Annotated in this window: 12 protein-coding genes; 4 read left to right on the top strand and 8 right to left on the bottom strand. The window is 38.1% G+C overall.

Annotated elements, in window-relative coordinates; genetic code table 11:
• Positions 1 to 548: 548 nt before the first annotated feature.
• The gene (metH, locus tag H4J61_RS05295; protein ID WP_310650034.1) at positions 549 to 4,241 is read right to left on the bottom strand and encodes a methionine synthase; all 3,693 of its coding nucleotides are present in this window, start codon (positions 4,239 to 4,241) and stop codon (positions 549 to 551) included.
• A gap of 28 nt (positions 4,242 to 4,269) precedes the next feature.
• Positions 4,270 to 5,220: a homoserine O-succinyltransferase gene (metA, locus tag H4J61_RS05290; protein WP_182135624.1), complete on the bottom strand. Its 951-nt coding sequence runs from the start codon at positions 5,218 to 5,220 to the stop codon at positions 4,270 to 4,272.
• A 336-nt stretch (positions 5,221 to 5,556) separates the two neighbouring features.
• Here metA and H4J61_RS05285 point away from each other — a divergent pair, with 336 nt between their 5' ends.
• Positions 5,557 to 6,207 carry a methyltransferase gene (locus H4J61_RS05285; RefSeq protein ID WP_182135623.1) on the top strand — a complete coding sequence of 217 codons (651 nt, stop codon included), beginning with the start codon at positions 5,557 to 5,559 and terminating at the stop codon, positions 6,205 to 6,207.
• A gap of 77 nt (positions 6,208 to 6,284) precedes the next feature.
• Here the strand turns inward: H4J61_RS05285 and H4J61_RS05280 are convergent, their stop codons facing one another.
• The 3 genes from H4J61_RS05280 to H4J61_RS05270 all read right to left on the bottom strand — a co-directional run bounded on the left by H4J61_RS05280 (position 6,285) and on the right by H4J61_RS05270 (position 8,304).
• Entirely contained in the window at positions 6,285 to 6,878 is a 594-nt protein-coding gene (locus tag H4J61_RS05280; RefSeq protein WP_182184248.1) for an HD family hydrolase, read from the bottom strand.
• 180 nt (positions 6,879 to 7,058) lie between these two features.
• The gene (locus tag H4J61_RS05275; RefSeq protein WP_182184247.1) at positions 7,059 to 7,727 is read right to left on the bottom strand and encodes a YoaK family protein; all 669 of its coding nucleotides are present in this window, start codon (positions 7,725 to 7,727) and stop codon (positions 7,059 to 7,061) included.
• Between the two features lie 391 nt (positions 7,728 to 8,118).
• Positions 8,119 to 8,304, bottom strand: coding sequence for a hypothetical protein (locus tag H4J61_RS05270; RefSeq protein ID WP_259363118.1), 186 nt, complete (start codon positions 8,302 to 8,304; stop codon positions 8,119 to 8,121).
• Between the two features lie 587 nt (positions 8,305 to 8,891).
• On the opposite strand from H4J61_RS05270, the gene H4J61_RS05265 reads away from it, so the two are divergent.
• Positions 8,892 to 9,536: a LysE family translocator gene (locus H4J61_RS05265; protein ID WP_182135620.1), complete on the top strand. Its 645-nt coding sequence runs from the start codon at positions 8,892 to 8,894 to the stop codon at positions 9,534 to 9,536.
• A 9-nt stretch (positions 9,537 to 9,545) separates the two neighbouring features.
• Entirely contained in the window at positions 9,546 to 9,863 is a 318-nt protein-coding gene (locus tag H4J61_RS05260) for a DUF962 domain-containing protein (protein WP_182135619.1), read from the top strand.
• A 312-nt stretch (positions 9,864 to 10,175) separates the two neighbouring features.
• Here H4J61_RS05260 and H4J61_RS05255 read toward each other — a convergent pair whose 3' ends face one another.
• Together H4J61_RS05255 and H4J61_RS05250 are read right to left on the bottom strand one after the other, a co-directional pair.
• A complete protein-coding gene (locus tag H4J61_RS05255) occupies positions 10,176 to 13,097 on the bottom strand; it encodes a response regulator (RefSeq protein WP_182184246.1) in 2,922 nt (973 codons plus the stop codon).
• A gap of 208 nt (positions 13,098 to 13,305) precedes the next feature.
• On the bottom strand, positions 13,306 to 16,191 hold the full coding sequence (locus H4J61_RS05250; protein ID WP_182184245.1) for a response regulator: 2,886 nt from the start codon (positions 16,189 to 16,191) through the stop codon (positions 13,306 to 13,308).
• A gap of 396 nt (positions 16,192 to 16,587) precedes the next feature.
• On the opposite strand from H4J61_RS05250, the gene H4J61_RS05245 reads away from it, so the two are divergent.
• The gene (locus H4J61_RS05245) at positions 16,588 to 17,385 is read left to right on the top strand and encodes an ion transporter (protein ID WP_182184244.1); all 798 of its coding nucleotides are present in this window, start codon (positions 16,588 to 16,590) and stop codon (positions 17,383 to 17,385) included.
• A 244-nt stretch (positions 17,386 to 17,629) separates the two neighbouring features.
• On the opposite strand, the gene H4J61_RS05240 is transcribed toward H4J61_RS05245, so the two are convergent.
• Positions 17,630 to 19,102 (bottom strand): NAD-dependent succinate-semialdehyde dehydrogenase, encoded by a 1,473-nt coding sequence (locus H4J61_RS05240; protein ID WP_182184243.1) that lies wholly within the window; start codon positions 19,100 to 19,102, stop codon positions 17,630 to 17,632.
• Between the last annotated feature and the right edge of the window lie 241 nt (positions 19,103 to 19,343).

Genomic DNA, 19,343 nt, shown 5'->3' with positions numbered 1-19,343 from the left:
AACGGCAATTAGCGAGCAGAAGCACTAGCGTTAAAGCAATAGTCAGCACTTTAAATGCACAAAAAAGTCGTTAATTTTTTCAGTGCAACATTTTCAGTCCAACAACCGCTCACTAAATCTGAATCTGAATCTGACGACTTAAAATTCAACTTAGCTCAACCACCATCACTGATGAAACACTTGCCTTAGCTGAGTCTGCTTGTTGAGATAGTGTCACTCAATATAACTATTGATATCATCAAAGCTACATTATTGCTGAAAGTAATTTAACTCCAACATAGGTTCACTTAAGGGGGGCGTTATTGTATAACGTGAATTAAGTACACAATGACCTGAATCTTACGACATTATCTTGTCCAAAGATAACGCTGATAGCCAATGTTAAAAAAACGCTATAGCTTGTCTTGCTATAGCGCTTTTTAGCTTTTATACCGTTTATTTATTATCTTATCTTTGCTATTACTTCTGCGCTGTTACTTCTACGCTATAAGATAGGCTAATAAAACATCTCCCCTCGTCACTTCAAGCTAAAGCTTATAATTTATAGTTTACGAAGGTTCATAATCTAAATTAGCCGACAACCAACGTTCAGCTTGTGGCATGGTCATTTCTTTACGTGCGGCATAACTTTCAACTTGGTCTTGTGCCACTTTTGCCACAGCAAAGTATTTAGACTCTGGATGCGCGAAGTACCAACCACTTACCGCGGCACCAGGCCACATAGCAAAACTTGAGGTTAAGTCCATACCAATGTTTTCTTCGACATTAAGTAAGGTCCAAAGCAAGCCTTTTTCTGTGTGTTCTGGACAGGCAGGATAACCTGGCGCAGGTCTAATACCCTGATATCTTTCACGAATTAAACTATCGTTATCCAAGGTTTCATCTGGCGCGTAGCCCCAATATTCTTTGCGAATTTGCTGGTGTAAATATTCAGCGCTGGCTTCAGCTAGTCTATCGGCAACCGCTTTAATTAAAATACTATTATAATCATCGTGATCGGCATTAAAGGCTTTCACTAACGCCTCAACACCAAAACCAGCCGATACGGCAAAAGCACCAATGTAGTCATCAACGCCTGAGGCTTTATCAGCGACATAATCGGCTAAGCAACGATTATATTGGCCCGTAGGCTTTTTACTTTGTTGACGTAATTGGTGTAATTTCATTAAAGGTTCAGTACGCGAGTCGTCGGTGTAAAGTTGTAAGTCATCTTGCTCACGATTGGCTGGAAACAAACCAAATACCGCTTTTGCGGTTAATTTTTTATTATTAATAACATCATCTAACATCGCATTAGCGTCATTAAATAACTTGGTTGCTTCCACGCCGACGACTTCATGCTTAAGAATTAAGGGATACTTACCAGATAACTGCCAAGTCATAAAAAATGGCGTCCAATCGATATAGTGCCTAACAATATTTAAGTCGATATTATCCAGTACAGTCACACCTAATTTATTTGGCACCTTAGGGGTATAATTATCAAAGTTAATCGGCACCGCATTGGCGCGCGCGTCTTTCAAGGAAATCAAACTTGAACGCGGGCCTTTTTTGTAATGGCGCTCACGCACTTTAACGTATTCAGCGTTTTGGCGCTCAACAAAAGCCGCTCTATGCTCATCAGAGAGTAGTGTACTTACCACAGAAACCGAACGTGAAGCATTAGGTACATAAACCACAGGATGTTGATATTGAGGTTCAATTTTAACGGCGGTATGCGCTTTAGAGGTTGTAGCGCCACCGATAAGCAAGGGTAAGTTAAATTCTTGGCGCTTCATTTCTTTAGCAACATGCACCATTTCGTCAAGTGAGGGAGTGATCAACCCTGACAAACCAATAATATCGACCTTTTCAGCACGGGCAACACGTAAAATCTCTTCACATGACACCATCACACCTAAGTCGATAATCTCGTAATTATTACACTGTAAAACCACGCCAACGATATTTTTACCTATGTCATGAACATCACCTTTCACCGTTGCCAGTAATATTTTACCGTTAGATCTTACTTCAGTTTTTTCTGCTTCAATAAAAGGGTTTAAATGTGCGACCGCTTGTTTCATGACGCGGGCAGATTTTACCACTTGCGGTAAAAACATTTCGCCAGCACCAAATAAATCACCGACCACATTCATGCCGTCCATCAACGGCCCTTCGATAACATCTAATGGCCGTTTAGCGACTAATCTAGCGGCTTCAGTGTCCTCAAGAATAAACTCATTAATACCTTTAACGAGCGAATATTCTAGGCGCTTATTCACTTCTAATTCACGCCAGGTTAAATCAGCTTTGCTATTTTGACTACCCGCTTGGCCACGATATTCTTGTGCCACATCGAGTAGGCGTTCAGTAGCACCATCATCAGAGTTTTGTATCACGTCTTCAACGGCTAAACGCAGGTTGTCGGGGATATCAGAATAAATCGCTAACTGGCCGGCATTAACTATACCCATGTCCATACCATTTTTTATCGCATGATAAAGAAAAACCGCATGTATCGCTTCGCGCACTGGGTTATTGCCGCGAAATGAGAACGAGACATTAGAGACACCACCAGAAATCATGGCATGGGGTAAGTTTTGCTTAATGTCACCTACCGCTTCAATAAAATCACGCGCATAATTGTTATGCTCGTCGATGCCAGTAGCAACCGCAAAAACATTAGGATCAAAAATAATATCTTCAGCGGGATAGCCAATTTCATCGACCAAAATATGATAAGCGCGCTGACAAATTTGATACTTACGTTCACGAGTATCGGCTTGGCCTTTTTCATCAAACGCCATAATAATCACCGCAGCACCATAACGGCGCAGCAGTTCAGCTTGTTCACGAAAGTTGTCTTCACCCTCTTTTAAACTGATTGAATTTACAATGCCCTTACCTTGAATACATTTTAAACCCGCTTCTAAAATATCCCATTTAGAAGAGTCCAACATAATCGGCACTTTGGCGATATCTGGCTCACCCGCAATTAAATTCAGGAATCGAACCATGGCTGCTTGTGAGTCCAACATGCCTTCATCCATGTTGATATCGATAATCTGTGCGCCGTTTTCAACTTGTTGCAAGGCTACTGCGATGGCTTGATCGTAATTTTCGTCGGTAATTAAGCGTTTAAAAACCGCAGATCCTGTCACATTAGTACGCTCACCTACGTTAACAAACAAGCTATCGTCTTTAATGGTCAGTGCTTCTAAGCCGGATAATCGACAAGCTATTTCTTTCGCTTTAATTTCTCGAGGTGCGATATTCGCTACGGCATCAGCCATGCCTTTAATATGCGCTGGTGTGGTGCCACAACAGCCACCAATAATATTTAAAAAACCTGCATTGGCCCATTCAGCAACATGCTCGTCCATATCTTCAACGGTAAAATCATATTCACCAAAAGCATTAGGCAAACCCGCATTAGGATGAGCAGAAATCGCCACATCTGAAATATGGCTTAATTCCTCCACATATTGGCGTAATTCAACCGGGCCAAGCGCACAGTTCAAACCAAATGAAATCGGTCTAGCGTGACGTAAAGAATTGTAAAAAGCTTCGGTGGTTTGCCCTGATAACGTTCGCCCTGAGGCATCGGTAATCGTGCCTGAGATCATCACAGGTAAACGTTCACCGCGACTTTCAAAGACGGTTTCAACAGCAAATATAGCGGCTTTAGCATTGAGGGTATCAAATATTGTTTCAATTAAAATGATGTCACTGCCGCCGTCAATCAAGGCGTTGGTCGATTCAATGTAAGCGTCTTTGAGCTGATCAAAGGTGACATTACGATACGCTGGGTCGTTAACATCAGGGGAAATTGAACAAGTGCGGTTTGTTGGCCCTAACACGCCAGCCACAAAACGGGGTTTATCTGGATTTTTCGCGGTGAATTCATCAGCCACTTCACGTGCTAATTGCGCCGCCGCGAAATTAATATCAGCACTGTACTCCGCCATATCGTAATCAGACATGGCAATAGTGGTGGCGTTAAAAGTATTGGTTTCAAGAATGTCAGCACCGGCAACAAGGTATTCGCGGTGAATAGCTTTAATAACCTCAGGTTGAGTCAGCACCAACAAATCGTTGTTACCTTTAACATCGCTATGCCAATCAGCAAACTGCTCGCCACGATAATCTTGCTCTTCAAATTTATACGCTTGGATCATAGTGCCCATAGCACCATCTAAAATAAGAATGCGCTTTTTTAATTCGGCTTGTAATCGGCCATAAGAAACTGACTGCACCACAGGTGCTTTTGATTGAGTATTTACTTGCTTAGACACGAGATTTCCCTGGATGGATGGCTTTAATATGGTTTGCATCTAATTGATACGGCGTAATTTGATAAACGTAATAATTTAACCAATTGGTAAAAAGCAAACTACCATGGCTGCGCCAGGTGTTTGCTGTGGTTGAATGGGGATCATTTTCAGTAAAATAATGCTCAGGCATTGACGTGGTACGGCCCATTTCAAGGTCACGAAAATACTCTTCACTCAAGGTGGTTGCGTCATACTCTGGATGGCCGGTAAGGTAGACTTGCTGCTTATTTTTACTCGCAGATAAATACACCCCTGCCTCAGCTGACTCCGCCAATATTTCTAGATGTTCCAGTGTTTGATAATCCGATTTATCGATATAACCATAGCGAGAATGAGGCACATTAAAACTTTCATCGAAGCCTCGGGTTAACTGCTCTTCTGGTTTTAAACAATGGTGGTGGTAGACGCCAGAGAGCTTTTTTTTACGCAAATGTCGCTTCAAACCATAATGATGATAAAGCGCTGCATGTGCTGCCCAACATGAAAACATGGTTGAAGTCACATTTTTTTCTGCCCAGTCAAACACTTGACAAATTTTGTCCCAAAAGGTTACTTGCTGATAATCCAACAACGCCAGCGGCGCACCGGTAATAATTAAACCGTCATATTGTTTATGTTTTATATCGTCGAATAAGCGGTAGAAATTATCTAGATGTGCTTGCGGCGTATTCTTAGATTCATTGGCATGTATGCGGACAAATTCAACATTAATTTGCAATGGTGTATTGGCCAACATGCGCAGAATTTGCACTTCAGTTTCAATTTTATTGGGCATTAGGTTAAGAATAGCCACTTCCATTGGGCGAATTTCTTGATCTGCAGCGCGACGTTCAGACATAACAAAAATATTTTCTTTGTCTAAAATCGTTAAAGCGGGCAATTCATCGGGGATTTTTATGGGCATAGTAATAACCTAATGTCGGGTAATTCGTTATATCTGTAATAGTAATAAAATAACGCTGAAAAAAAATATTGCTCTTTACCATTTATATCTAACTACAATGTGACTTGGATTGCTAGCTATGTCAACCTCTAAACGTATAGACGTCTAAACATTTTAATATGATTTAGCATTTTATCGTTTAGTCGCAAAGAAAATTCGCGACAAAAAAGCTATATCAGCTAAATTATAGCGCACGAAATATATTGTCATTTAAGCTAAACACTGTACTCTTAGCCGACTCGCGCACTTTGTCATTTGTCTTAAGAGACTTGGCTCCGCGCCTACCTAGGCAGCACAATGACAAACCTTCGTTACAGTTATCAAACCATCGAGTTTGGTAACACTGATATCCATCTTTGTACCTTACGTGATAAACAAGAATTTTATGACCCTGAAGACATCGCCCAAAACTTAGGCATTTCATCGGCAACTTGGTCTTTATTTGGTGTTATTTGGCCATCAAGCTTAGTGCTGGCACATTTTATTTCGCAATACCCCGTTGGCACAAAACGGGTATTAGAAGTAGGCTGTGGCATAGCGCTTAGTAGCTTACTATTAAACAAACAAAAAGCGGATATAACCGCAACAGATTACCACCCCGAAGTAGGGAAATTTTTACTGAGAAACACCCTGCTTAATCAAGACGGTCCGATTAACTATGAGCAAACTAATTGGTCAAATAAACAAGATAGCTTAGGACTTTTTGATTTAATCATAGGTAGTGACCTACTATATGAAAATGAACATATTGAATTGCTTGCCAACTTCATCCAAGCCCATGCAAACAAAAGTTGTGAAGTTATTCTTGTTGATCCGGGTCGCGGGCGCAAAACTAAATTAAGTACAAAAATGCTAGATTTTGGTTTTAGCTCTACCCATATTAAACCTGAGCATACCGATTACATTAAACAAGACTTCAAAGGTCATATTCTTAAATTTAAAAGATAGAAGCTTAGCTGTTTGTTGACTTATATATTAACAAGCAGCTAAGGCATTGCTCTACACACCTAGAAGTTTTATTACCGCTACGCGTTGCGTAACCAGCCTTTTTCTACGGCAAAATCAATTTGCTCAGCAACATAAATCCATAATTTTGGGGCTAAACCATCTAAGAGATTGTTACGGGAAATAACTTCAGATCGGCTAACATTATGCTTAGCCCAACTCCCTCCGTCATTTTTCATATTTTGCAGTAAAGGTAAGACCCGATCCATTGCTTTGGCAAATTTAGCATCGGTTGTTTCTGCCGCTTCAAACTCTAGCCACAAGTTTAACATTTCTGAGCATTGCTGTTCAGGCAACAAACCAAAAATACGCTTTGCCGCTGCAAGCTCTTTTGCTTCTTGTGCATCAAGTTCGGCTTGTGCTGCAAAGGCAAAAGTATCGCCGGCATCAATTTCTACTATGTCATGAATAAGTAACATGCTGGTAACTCGAGCAACATTGACTGGCTCTGCGGCATAAACATGTAAGGTTTGCGCCATCATGGCAATATGCCAGCTATGCTCAGCACTGTTTTCTGGTCTATTTTTATCCGACTTTACCATCACTTTTCGGTAGACAGCTTTAAGACGGTCTAACTCTAAAATAAAATCTAATTGTTGCTTCAAGTCTTGCATTACTTCTCCTATATGAAAGCTAGCACGATGATTTTATACTCACATAAGTTGATATGGGGTCTTTCATCGATAACTCCACCTTAGTAACAACACAATCTGCTGAAGTGTCGATAAAGCGAGCTAATATACTAGTGATAAATTTACCACCTACCTTGGTAACCTGAAAAAATGGTAAAAGTGCTAGCTCTTAGCTTGGGCATTAGCATTATAAATTGAATAGATTAAGGCTAATAAAATACAAATACCTGCGGGTACAAATAGCGCATAAAATTTAAACAAACTAAATAAATAAGTACCTAAGCCCCCACCGACAATAAATCCTATAATAATTAACAGAAATAATAATGCCTTTCTATTATCAAATGTATCGCCCCTTAATTTTGCACCTAACATAATACCCAAATCAGTAAAAATACCGGTGACATGAGTTGTTCTGATCACCGCACCACTATAAGTAGTGGCTAAGGCATTCTGCAATCCACACGCTGCTGAGGCCAAATAATGGCCATTTAAAGAATCTTTGGTTAAGAAATAAATAGCGCCAAAAAGCAATGCCGCTTCTAGGTAAAGCAAACCACTATAATTGCGGCCTAATTTTAAGGCCCCACCATGAATAAAGTAACCCGATATACCCGCCCCCATTAAAAAGCTAAATAGAATAAGCAGTAAATGAAAAGCATCAGTAAATGTTGAGTTTACGACTCCTGTGCCAAGCAGTGTAGCCGTGCCAGATAAATGCGAAATAGATTGATGTTTAAAGCCTAACAATCCAACCGCATTAATAAGTCCTGCCACTAAAGCAAGCACAAATGCACCGTATTCTACCCATCGGGGTAATTTTGAAGTCACTATATTCCTTAGGCTGCTAGCACCTATTTGAGTATAAAATTAAGCTCAGCTGAAATTAAATAAGTTAAATAAGTTAAAATAAAAACTAGCTAAAATAATTAACGCTATCAAAATAGCGAGTTACTCCCCTAGTGACAAGTTGATCAGCATTTATATTGCCTTACATGTTTAAAAAACTTTCGAGGTCTATTGTTTAATTAACTCGAGTTAATCATCTTGAATAACCGCTTAAGTTTCTTTAACAGCAAATAATCAACTTGATATAAATTCATCGGTACATATATCTGAGTTAAATATATCTGACTTAAATATACCTGACTTAAATAAGGCTCAGTAAGCACAACTAAGGCCACCTAAGTTGTGCAATTACTCATCTATTTTAAACCTTACTTTATACCGAGTTAAATAAACCCGCTAACCACTCAAAAGTTAACACTGTGGTAAATACCTTTAAGCCAACCAAGCTTAAAAGAAAAACAATGAGCAGGGTTTTATTTCTCTTACTTTTTATATTACGCCAATACAATAGTTTTGCTTTAATTTCATCCGTAACTTCATTTTTTACATCTTTCATCATAAAACTTCTCAATATAAGTAATAACTTAGTCTTATTTTATAGCTGATAAAACCTCAACTGCTCATCAGATTTCCTTACTTATTGGCCAAGTACGTGTAATAGAGTTTCAGTATTCTTGGCAATAATATTAAATAATACCTGCACTGTAACATACGAGTTTTTATTAACTCTTACCAATGGCATAAAATCGCAATATCTAGACAGATTTAGCGAAAAACGCCAAATTGTGCTGAACTTCAACCAAATTAATCTCTGACGATCTATCCGTTTTAATTGCTCTGTTGTCGTTCATTATGTCGTCTAGATGAAATTAACTTGGCCATACATATTCGGCCCATCACATTAAGCGCCGGCTTAGCGCTTGATGGACTGAAGTGGCACCTAAAAAATGCCCAACGCTATAAAGTGTTTAATACAAATGAGTGTTTTTATCAATAAGTCTGCTTTCTAAACTAATATTTGCAGCTATATTTTAGCAGTGTTAATTTAGTAATGAGTTTTGTTCATGTTATCGATATAGGTGTTATTAGTCGCTTTTTAGGCTATTTTACGAGAATATTTTTAAGGTGGCTGTTTAGGGAATACTCATGGATTTAATGCAAGGCTTACTATTAATAACCTCCATACATTTGTTGGCGGCAGCATCACCAGGGCCTGATTTTGTTTTGGTGTCGCAACAAACTTTGTCTAACGGCAAACAAACAGGTTTTATGGTCAGTATTGGTATTGCATTGGGCTTGTCGGTGCATATTATTTATTCTGCGCTAGGTTTAGCTGCTGTTATCGCTAACTCAACAACCGCATTGTGGGCGATAAAAATTATCGGTGGTGGTTATTTAATTTACTTAGGTGTGCAAGGTTTAAGCGCTAAACCGGTCAGTAACCTTGACCCTATTGGCAAAGCCAGCGAGCAAAAAGTGCTGAAAAAACACACCCATTTAAGCGCAATTGCGAAAGGGTTTTTATGCAATGCCTTAAACCCAAAAGCGCCAATATATTTTGTAGCCTTGTTTACTGTGGTTTTATCACCGAATTTACCACTATTACACTTGGTTATTTACGGTATATGGATGATGATATTACAACTGCTGTGGTTTTCTACTGTGGTGGTTTTACTTTCTCGGCCAAGTGTTAATGAAAAATTTCAACGCTTAGGCCATTGGATCGACCGTGTACTTGGTGGCGCTATGATTTTAATCGGCTTAAAAGTATTGCTCAGCAAAATAAATTAGGTGATTTTCATGACAAATACAGCCGTTAAAAAATATAAAAATTTCAAGTCGTTTTATCCGTTTTATTTAAGCCAACATGAAAATATTACCTGCAGACGGTTACATTTTATTGGCTCTAGTTTAATTATAATTACTCTGGCCTATGTCTTGATTAATGCTGCTTGGATATTGCTCTGGACCTTACCTTTTCTAGGTTATGGCTTTGCTTGGCTTGGTCATTTTTTCTTTGAGAAAAATACACCAGCGACCTTCACTTATCCTTGGTATAGCCTGTTAGGTGACTGGGTTATGTATAAAGACATCTTGATGGGTAAACTTAAGTTCTAAGGGTTTTTTCTTGGCTTTAGTTTGCTTAGCTTTAGTTTACTTGAGTATAGCAAAAGGTTACTTAGTAGGATTGAGCTTGCCAACCAACATAAAATTAAAATAGTAGACTTGATAGCGCAGTCGCAACAATAGCGCTTTAAGAGCAATAGAATCACATAACAAATGTTGGCTGACATGTCGGGGCTGGTGACAAATTATAGTTGTGATTCAAAGCTATTCGCCGTCATTAGCGCTCACATTTAACAAAGCGTCAGACTTAAACACCCCCTTAGAAACACAGTTTAACTCCCCATAAGCTTGCTTAAATACCGCTTACCATAGCACCTGGTCTATTTCATTCAACAATTGTTGGGTGTGATGATTGATCACCAAACTTTGATTTTTTTGATTGCTTTTAATGGTTATTTCTAGTTGCAGGGCACATTTAGATAGCTCCGCAAAGCCAAACATTTGCGCAGCTCCAGCAATGCGATGCGACAGTCTGCCCAGTTGTTCCAAGTCATTATTATTAATGTGTAACACTAAGTCTTGCTGCTCTAATACCAAGTTTGATTTAAATTTCTGCACTAAGTCTGACATATCAAGGTTACTAAAAATTTCACTGGCTTTTTCGTACGAAAAACTGCCATCGTAAAATTTTGTAATCGTTGGTATAAAAACATTTCGTTCAATGGGTTTAGATAAATGGCCACTAAAGCCCAAGGATAAATAATGCGTTATTTCATGCGACATGGCGTTTGCCGTTAAGGCAATAATCGGCGTTTTACAGCCCTTTTGCCGCAAAATATTAAACGCTTCGATACCATCCATTTCTGGCATTTGAATATCCATTAAAATTAACGTCGGCTGGTGTTGTTCAAATAAAGCGACCGCTTCTAAACCGTTACGGGCGGTTAACACCTCTAGCCCCAATGACGCTAATAATCGAGCAATAAGTCGTCGATTATCCTTGTGATCTTCAGCCAGTAAAATGGTGCCTTGTAATGGCGCAGCGGCTTCTTCAACAGTGACTTTGGTAGACGATATGCTACTTTCACGGCATTGCTCACTGAAACTGGCTGTACAAGGTAAACTAAAAGCAAAAACACTGCCCTGATTTAGCTCACTTTCAACTTCAATTTTACCGCCCATAATTTTGGCTAACTGGTCTGACAAACAAAGTCCTAAGCCTGTACCACCAAAGCGTCGGCTAATACTGCTATCCCCTTGGGTAAAGCTTTCAAATATACTTTGCAGCTGCGAACTGCTCATACCTATGCCACTGTCGGTAATTTTAAACATTAAGTTATTTTCACTTTGACTAATGTTTAATTCTACATGCCCTTTTGGGGTGAATTTAACCGCATTAGCGCATAAGTTGATCAAAATTTGTTTAACTCGAAAACTATCCATCTTGATCAAAAAGGGCTCTGGCAAGTAATGAATAATTTTAAAAGTTAAACCTTTTGAGCTTGCTTGCAAGCTGAACATATTCGCGAGTTCTTGCAAAATATTGTGCAAATTTTGCGTTTGTATTTCAAGTTCTATTTTGTTGGCTTCAATTTTACTTAAATCTAGAATGTTGTTAGTCAGTTCGAGTAAATGTAAGCTATTACCATGGATAATTTTAACTTCTTTACCAATAAACTCCTCTTCAACATCACCACTCATTATCGCTTCGGCTTGACCAATAACTGTGGTTAATGGTGTTCTAATTTCATGACTCATGTTCGCTAAAAACTGACTTTTAATATTATTAGCACTTTGCAACTCTTGCATTAAATATTCGAGTTCGGTGGTTCTTTGTTTTACTTTTGACTCAAGTGCTTGCTTTGAACGCTGCTCTATTAGTCGACGTGCAATTAAAAAACCAATCATTAATATGGCAATAACCACAATAATTATAATAATACGCGTTTGTGAAGACTGCTCTACTTCGAGTGCTTGTAAACGTTTTTGTTGCTTTAATTGTTCTACTTCTTGTTTTAATTGATCAGAGTTAAATAAGGCTAATTTTGAATTAAGTTCGTTATTATCTAACTCAAATTTTACTTGCAAAAAATCACGTTGACTTTTAACTGCTTTAAAGTTTTCATGCTGCGCGGCATATATAAGTGATTGTAGTGAAAGGTTATATTGCATTTGATCTTTATGATCCCTCTTTTCAGCCATTTCACTTGAACGCTCAGTATATTCTAATGCCAAGTCATATTTCCCTTGATAAAAATAGGCTTTAGCTAAACTATATAATGCAGCTACATAAGCAGTGTCGTGTTCTTGCTCAATACTTAAGCGAAGAGCTTCTGTGGCATAAGCTATAGCTTGGTCGATATTATAAAGGTCGTTATGTAGTTCGGCTAAGTGATATAACACTGTCGCAGTATAAAAATCATATTTATTTTTACGGGAAGAGTTAAGCGACAGTGTCATGTAGTACTCAGCTTTTTCATAATCACCGGCATATTTGTAAGCCTTGCCTATATCACTATATGCCATAACGATACCTTTTTTATCTGAAATTTTTATCCGACTTTCTATTACGTCCAGATACATAGATATCGCTATATCGTAGCGTTTTAGCTCTAAATGAAAGTCGGCAATATTAAATTTCACATCAATTTTATCGGTTTCATTACCAAATTTTTGATATATTTTTTCCGCTAGTTGATAGCTCAACAGCGCACTTTCAAACTCACTGGTTTTTGCATGAACTAAGGCAATATTATTATACAAATTTGCTTGGGCAATGGGCTCATCGAGGATAAAGTAATAATTAAGTGCTTGCTGATATGAATGTAAAGCCAAAGCATATTTACCTTTATAGTAGGCATAAACTCCCACTCTTTTATAGGCGTCAGCTTCAAGTTGTTTTAAGTCAAATTCCTGAGCAAGTTGTTGCTCTTTTTGGGCAACGTCAATGGCATGGTCAAGTTGACCTAATTGATGAAGTATTCTACTTTGACTAGCTAAAACCGAGATTTTATCTAAGGTAGATAAGGTTTTATCTGTACTGAGCGAGGTAATTAAAACCAAAGCTTGTTTTTTGTCTGCCATGGCTTCGATTATCGATAGCTGCTGGCCAAAGTTTTTACCTATATATTGACTTTGGTTCTGACTGTGCACCGCAGAACTGGTGAACAAATTGGTCAATAAAATGAATAAAGGTAATAACAATATTCGCTTGAAAATTACTTTCGATGACAGCTTAAAATACGCGTGTTTTTTACTAACAAGTAAATTATTCTTTGTGCTCATTTAGCTTTAGTCTATTATTTCAATTGATAAATATATTATTTAGCCGCTAGTTATAGCATTTTAGTATTCGACTAACAACGCTCTAGGTCATTGATTTATTTTGTTGCTTTAACCAGATATAACACCAACATTTAATCAACAATAAAACACAACTTAATAATTAAAAAATAACCTTTAATTTACATAGCAAAGCTTATTTAGTTACGTTTTACCATAGCACTTGGTCTATCTCATTCAATAATTCTTGGGTGTGATGACTAACACTCGAGTTTTGATTGTTTGGATTATTTTTAATCACTGTTTCTAATTGCAGGGCACATTTAGATAGCTCAGCAAAGCCAAACATTTGCGCGGCACCAGCAATGCGATGCGACAGTCTGCCCAGTTGATCCAAGTCATTATTATTAATGTGTAAGACTAAATCTTGTTGCTCTAACACTAGGTTTGATTTAAATTTTTGCACTAAGTCTGACATATCAAGGTTATTAAAAATTTCACTGGCTTTTTCGTGCGAAAGACTACCGTCATAAAATTTTATAATGGTTGGTATAAAAATATTTCGTTCAATAGGTTTAGATAAATGGCCATTAAAGCCCAAGGATAAATAATGCGTTATTTCATGCGACATGGCGTTTGCCGTTAAGGCAATAATCGGCGTTTTACAGCCCTTTTGCCGCAAAATATTAAATGCCTCGATACCATCCATTTCTGGCATTTGAATATCCATTAAAATTAACGTCGGTTGGTGTTGTTCAAATAAAGCGACTGCTTCTAAACCGTTACGGGCAGTTAACACCTCTAGCCCCAATGACGCTAATAACCGAGCAATGAGTCGTCGATTATCGTTGTGATCGTCCGCCAGTAAAATGGTGCCCTGCAATTTTGGGTGTTCTTCCTCAATAGTAACTTCGGTGGACGATATTTTACTTTCACCGCATTGCTCACTGAAATTGGCTGTACAAGGTAAGCTAAAGGCAAAAACACTGCCCTGATTTAACTCACTTTCAACTTCAATTTTACCGCCCATGATTTTAGCTAACTGGTCTGATAAACATAAGCCTAAGCCGGTACCACCAAAGCGTCGACTAATACTACTATCCCCTTGGGTGAAGCTTTCAAATAGGCTTTGCAGCTGCGAACTACTCATGCCGATGCCACTGTCGGTAATTTTAAATATCAAATTACCTTTGCTTTGACTAATGTTTAATTCTACATGTCCTCTTGGGGTGAACTTAACGGCATTAGCGCATAAGTTGATCAAGATTTGTTTAACTCGAAAACCATCCATCTCGATTAAAAAAGGCTCAGGCAAGCAATGAATAATGTCAAAAGTTAAGCCTTTAGAACTTGCTTGTAAGCTGAACATATTCGCGAGTTCTTGCAAAATGTCGTGCAAGTTTTGTGTTTGTATTTCAAGTTCTATTTTATTGGCTTCAATTTTACTTAAATCGAGAATGTTGTTCGTCAGTTCAAGTAAATGTAAGCTATTGCCATGAATAATTTTAACTTCTTTACCAATAAATTCATCTTCAACATCACCACTCATTATCGCCTCAGCTTGACCAATAACTGTGGTTAAAGGTGTTCTAATTTCATGACTCATGTTCGCTAAAAATTGACTTTTGATCTTGTTAGCACTTTGTAGCTCTTGCATTAAATATTCGAGCTCGGTGGTTCTTTGTTTGACTTTTGACTCAAGTGCTTGCTTTGAGCGCCGCTCTATTAGTCGACGTGCAATTAAAAAACCAATCAGTAAGCTGGCAATAATCATAATCATAATCATAATACGCACTTGTGACGAACGGCTCATTTCCAGTACTTGTAAACGTTTTTGTTGCTTTAACTGCTCAACTTGTTGCTTTAGTTGCTCAGAATCAAAAATAGCCAATTGAGAGTTAAGTTGGTTATTGGCTAATTCAAGTTGTGTTTGCATAAAATCACGTAGGCTTTTAACGGCTTTAAACGGATGATGTTGCGCTGCATATATAAGGGCTTGTAGTGATAAGTTGTGCTTAAGTTGTTCTTTATTGCCGATTTGGTTGATCACTTCAGTAGATTGTTCAAGATGCTGCAATGCTAGATCATACTTTCCTTGATAAAAATAAGCGGTAGCTAAGCTATATTTTGCCCCCAGATAGGCATTGTTGTGTCCCTGTTCAAGACTTAAGTTAATACCTTCCTTAGCATAAGTTATCGCTTGGTCGATGTTGTGAAGATCATTATTAAGTTCGGCCAAGTTATGTAATGTAGACGCAGCATTATAATCATCTTTATTTTGACGATGTAAACTAAGTGCCAATTTCATGAAGTGTTCAGCTTGTTGATAATCGCCAGCATACTTATAGGAGGAGCCTAAATCACTATACGCCATTGCTAACCCAATTTTATCTGAAATTTCTTTGCGTTTTTCTATAATGTCATAAAACATTTGAATTGATGCATCGTAGCGCTTTAAGCGTAAATGCAAATTGGCAATATTATTTAAGACGTCAAGTTGATCTTTTTTACTGCCAAACTTCTGATAAATAGGTTGAATTTTCTGATATATCGCTAGCTCAAGTTCATTTTGGGCTGTTCTACCATAAACCAAAGCAATGTTGTTGTATAAGTTGGCTTGGGCAATAGGCTCGTCGAGAGTAAGGTAGTAATTAAGTGCTTGTTGGTATGAGTATAAAGCCAAGCGATTTTTACCGTTATAATAGGCATAAACGCCCACTCTTTTATAAGCATTAGCAGCAAGCCTTTTTAAGTCAAATTCATTGGCAAGTTGCTGCTCTTTTTGGGCCGTTTCAATGGCGTGCTCAAGTTGGCCTAATTGATGATATATTCTACTTTGACTGGCTAAAACGGAAAGTTTATCTAAGGTTGATAAGGTTTTGTCTGCACTGAGTAAGGTGATTAAATCTAAAGCTTGGTGTTGATCCACCATGGCTTCGATTGTCGATAGCTGCTGACCAAAATTTTTATCGACGAATTGGTTTGGTTCTTGGTTTTTGTTTTGATTTTGATTTTGACTTTGCGCAGTAAAGCCGACGAATAGGTTTGTAAATAAAATCAAGAAAAATACTAACAACGTTCGGTTGGGAACCGTCATCCATAACACCTTAAAATACGCTGATTGTTTACTACCAAGTGAATGCTTATGTTTGCTCATATAGTTATAATCTATTATTTCAATTGATAAAAGTATATGTGGTTGGTAGTTATAGCATTTTACTATTCTACTAACAATGCAAAGGGTAATTGATTTTTACCTTATCTTACATTGTCTTATGTTTTATTATATTGTGTTATATTTTATTATATTGTCTTACTTTAACATTAGAGCTGTACGACCTCGACAATTTATCCAGAAAAATGGCTGTTATTTCAACATAAATAGTTACTAAAACTTTACTAAAAATTTCACTAAAAACTTAGCCAAGAGCGTAACAAAAGGCTTATAATCCGAGGTTAAATATCCCCATAATCCATGATTAAAGTTATCCCAATGTATCAGAAAACTAAAGTTGCATTCACCCAGTTAAAAAACAATAAATTTTTCGAATTAAGTGTTATCTGTGTCATTATAATTTCTGCACTTGAAATTGGCGCTAAGACTTTCCCGCTTTCAAATACAGCTATTTCTATTACCTCACTGCTCGATACTTTCATCACACTTTTTTTCTTATTTGAAATTTCGTTACGCTTTCTGACAGAAGAAAAGAAAATAAACTTTTTTAAATCAGCTTGGAATATCTTCGATACGCTAGTTGTTGTTATCAGCCTTATCCCGATAAATGATTCTGAAATGGCTTTACTGGCTAGATTAGTGAGAGTGTTTCGTGTTTTAAGAATGGTTTCTGTTGTGCCTGAACTTAGAATACTCATTAACTCACTGGTTAAGGCCATGCCGCAATTAGGCTATGTCGTGTTGTTGATGTTTATAATTTTTTATATCTATGCGGCTGTTGGTAGTTTTTTGTTTAATACCATTAACCCTAAATTATGGGGTGACATCGCGATATCGATGCTAACACTTTTTAGGGTGATGACGTTTGAAGATTGGACCGACATTCAATATGAGACGATGGAAATTTATCCTTATAGCTGGATTTACTACATGACCTTTATCTTTTTTACCGCATTCGCCTTTCTCAACATGGTCATTGGCATTGTGGTTAATGTGATGGAAGAAGAGCGCTCAAAAGTAAAGAACAAAAATCAGCCAACGTTGAGTGACTTAAAACAAGAGATAACAGAATTAAAAACACTTATTTTGCAGCTGGATAACAAAAAGGATCACTAGGTAAGTGGCTTTTTGGCTACGCGCGTTACAAGTTAACGCCTTAGCCATACTGATAACTTTATCGACAACTTTTAATTATCAGTATGAATGACATAAAATCTGGCGTCACTGCAAGTAACAGCAAATTTAACCCTATCTTTTAACCAGTCAAGTCCTATTTAACATGGCTAAAAATCGCTAATACCCTGTGAATATCCGTGGCGTCATTATCAATAAAGCGAGTGATAATATTGCCACAATAGCGCTATTTATCTAAACCACCCAGGCATAAATATTTAATTTCTAAATAATCATCTAAGCCATATTTCGAGCCTTCACGGCCACTTCCTGATTGCTTAACACCACCAAATGGCGCAGCAGCATTAGAAATAATGCCTTCATTAATGCCAATCATTCCATACTCAAGCCCTTCAGCAACACGCCAAATTCTGCCAATATCTCTGGCATAAAAATAAGCGGCTAGACCAAATTTTGTATCATTAGCCATAGCGATGACCTCGGCTTCATTATCGAAGGCGATAATGGGAGAAACTGGACCAAATATTTCATTTTTAGCAACGGGCATATCATTGGTAACATGACTCAAAATTGTTGCTTGGTAAAAGTTTTCGCCCGCGGGGTCTTTCTTAGCACCCAAAATGACTTTCGCGCCCGCGGCAATAGATGCTTGCACTAATTTATCAACATCATTAACCGCCTGGCTAGAAATCATAGGACCAATAATAGTCCCGTCATCTAAACCATTACCTATAACTAATTTCGCCACGCTAGCTGTGAATTTTTCAGTAAATTCTTCCAACACTTGGTTTTGAACGAAAATACGATTAGTGCAAACACAAGTTTGGCCAGCATTACGATATTTTGAAAGCAACGCCCCTTGTACAGCCGCATCAATGTCAGCATCGGCAAAAACGATAAAAGGCGCATTGCCGCCCAACTCCATTGATACCTTCTTCACGGTTGTAGCACATTGGCTCAACAACGTTTTTCCTACGGGCGTTGACCCTGTGAAGGTAAACTTAGCAACATCAGGGTGCTGAGTTAACACTTTGCCTATACCACTAGCATCGTCACCAACCACCACATTAAATACCCCTGCAGGAATGCCTGCTCGCTCGGCAAGCTCAGCCATGGCTAACGCTGAAAGTGGTGTTTGTGTTGCCGGACGAACAACGAAGGTACAACCGGCGGCTAGTGCAGCCGCGGCTTTTCTGGCGATCATAGCATTAGGGAAGTTCCAGGGTGTGATCGAGGCAACGACACCTACCGGCTGTTTAATCACTATAATGCGCTTATCCCCTGATGGTCCTGGGATAGTATCACCATAAACCCGCTTGCCTTCTTCTGCAAACCATTCAATAAATGCCGCGCCATAAGCTACTTCGCCTTTAGCTTCGGCAAGTGGCTTACCTTGTTCTAAGGTTAATATTCGCCCAAGATCGTCTTGATGTTGCATCATCAAATTAAACCAATTACGCATTATGCCTGCACGTTCGTTAGCCGATTTTCCCGACCACATTTTTAATGCACCTTTAGCGGCATTTACCGCTAATTCTGTTTCAACAACACCAGCATTACTGACCTTCGCCACTTCACTGCCATCAGCTGGATTGGTCACAATGATCTGAGCTTCACTGCTACGCCAATGACCATTAATGTATGAACAATTTTTAACTAACTGACTATCTTGTAAACCAAGATCTGAGTTATTTTGCATATTAAGCTCCATTGCAATCTGTTTAGTTATGAATATCAATTAAAATAAGGAATACGTCAACTGACATCTCTGCTGATGATCTTAAAATAAGTAAAAGCTATTTATGCCCATTTGATTAATTACTTGCTCACGTTAAGGGTTAACATAAACAGCTGCTCTGTGATGAGATTTATAAGTAGCCTAACTACTGACTACGTTTTATGACTGGTCATTATTCATTTTCAGTTATAAAAAAGCTGAG

The organism is Colwellia sp. MB3u-4 (genome assembly GCF_014077065.1).
GTDB lineage: Bacteria > Pseudomonadota > Gammaproteobacteria > Enterobacterales > Alteromonadaceae > Cognaticolwellia.
Note: the sequence above shows the minus strand (reverse complement) of the source record. Positions and strands in the feature narration are given on the sequence as shown.

Bases quoted from the DNA above. Each gene is read 5' to 3' on its own strand.
- H4J61_RS05255 (WP_182184246.1), bottom strand. From the start codon at position 13,097: ATGAGCACAAAGAATAATTTACTTGTTAGTAAAAAACACGCGTATTTT.
- H4J61_RS05270 (WP_259363118.1), bottom strand. From the start codon at position 8,304: ATGATGAAAGATGTAAAAAATGAAGTTACGGATGAAATTAAAGCAAAA.
- H4J61_RS05285 (WP_182135623.1), top strand. From the start codon at position 5,557: ATGACAAACCTTCGTTACAGTTATCAAACCATCGAGTTTGGTAACACT.
- metA (WP_182135624.1), bottom strand. From the start codon at position 5,220: ATGCCCATAAAAATCCCCGATGAATTGCCCGCTTTAACGATTTTAGAC.
- H4J61_RS05265 (WP_182135620.1), top strand. From the start codon at position 8,892: ATGGATTTAATGCAAGGCTTACTATTAATAACCTCCATACATTTGTTG.
- H4J61_RS05260 (WP_182135619.1), top strand. From the start codon at position 9,546: ATGACAAATACAGCCGTTAAAAAATATAAAAATTTCAAGTCGTTTTAT.
- H4J61_RS05280 (WP_182184248.1), bottom strand. From the start codon at position 6,878: ATGCAAGACTTGAAGCAACAATTAGATTTTATTTTAGAGTTAGACCGT.
- H4J61_RS05240 (WP_182184243.1), bottom strand. From the start codon at position 19,102: ATGCAAAATAACTCAGATCTTGGTTTACAAGATAGTCAGTTAGTTAAA.
- H4J61_RS05250 (WP_182184245.1), bottom strand. From the start codon at position 16,191: ATGACGGTTCCCAACCGAACGTTGTTAGTATTTTTCTTGATTTTATTT.
- H4J61_RS05245 (WP_182184244.1), top strand. From the start codon at position 16,588: ATGTATCAGAAAACTAAAGTTGCATTCACCCAGTTAAAAAACAATAAA.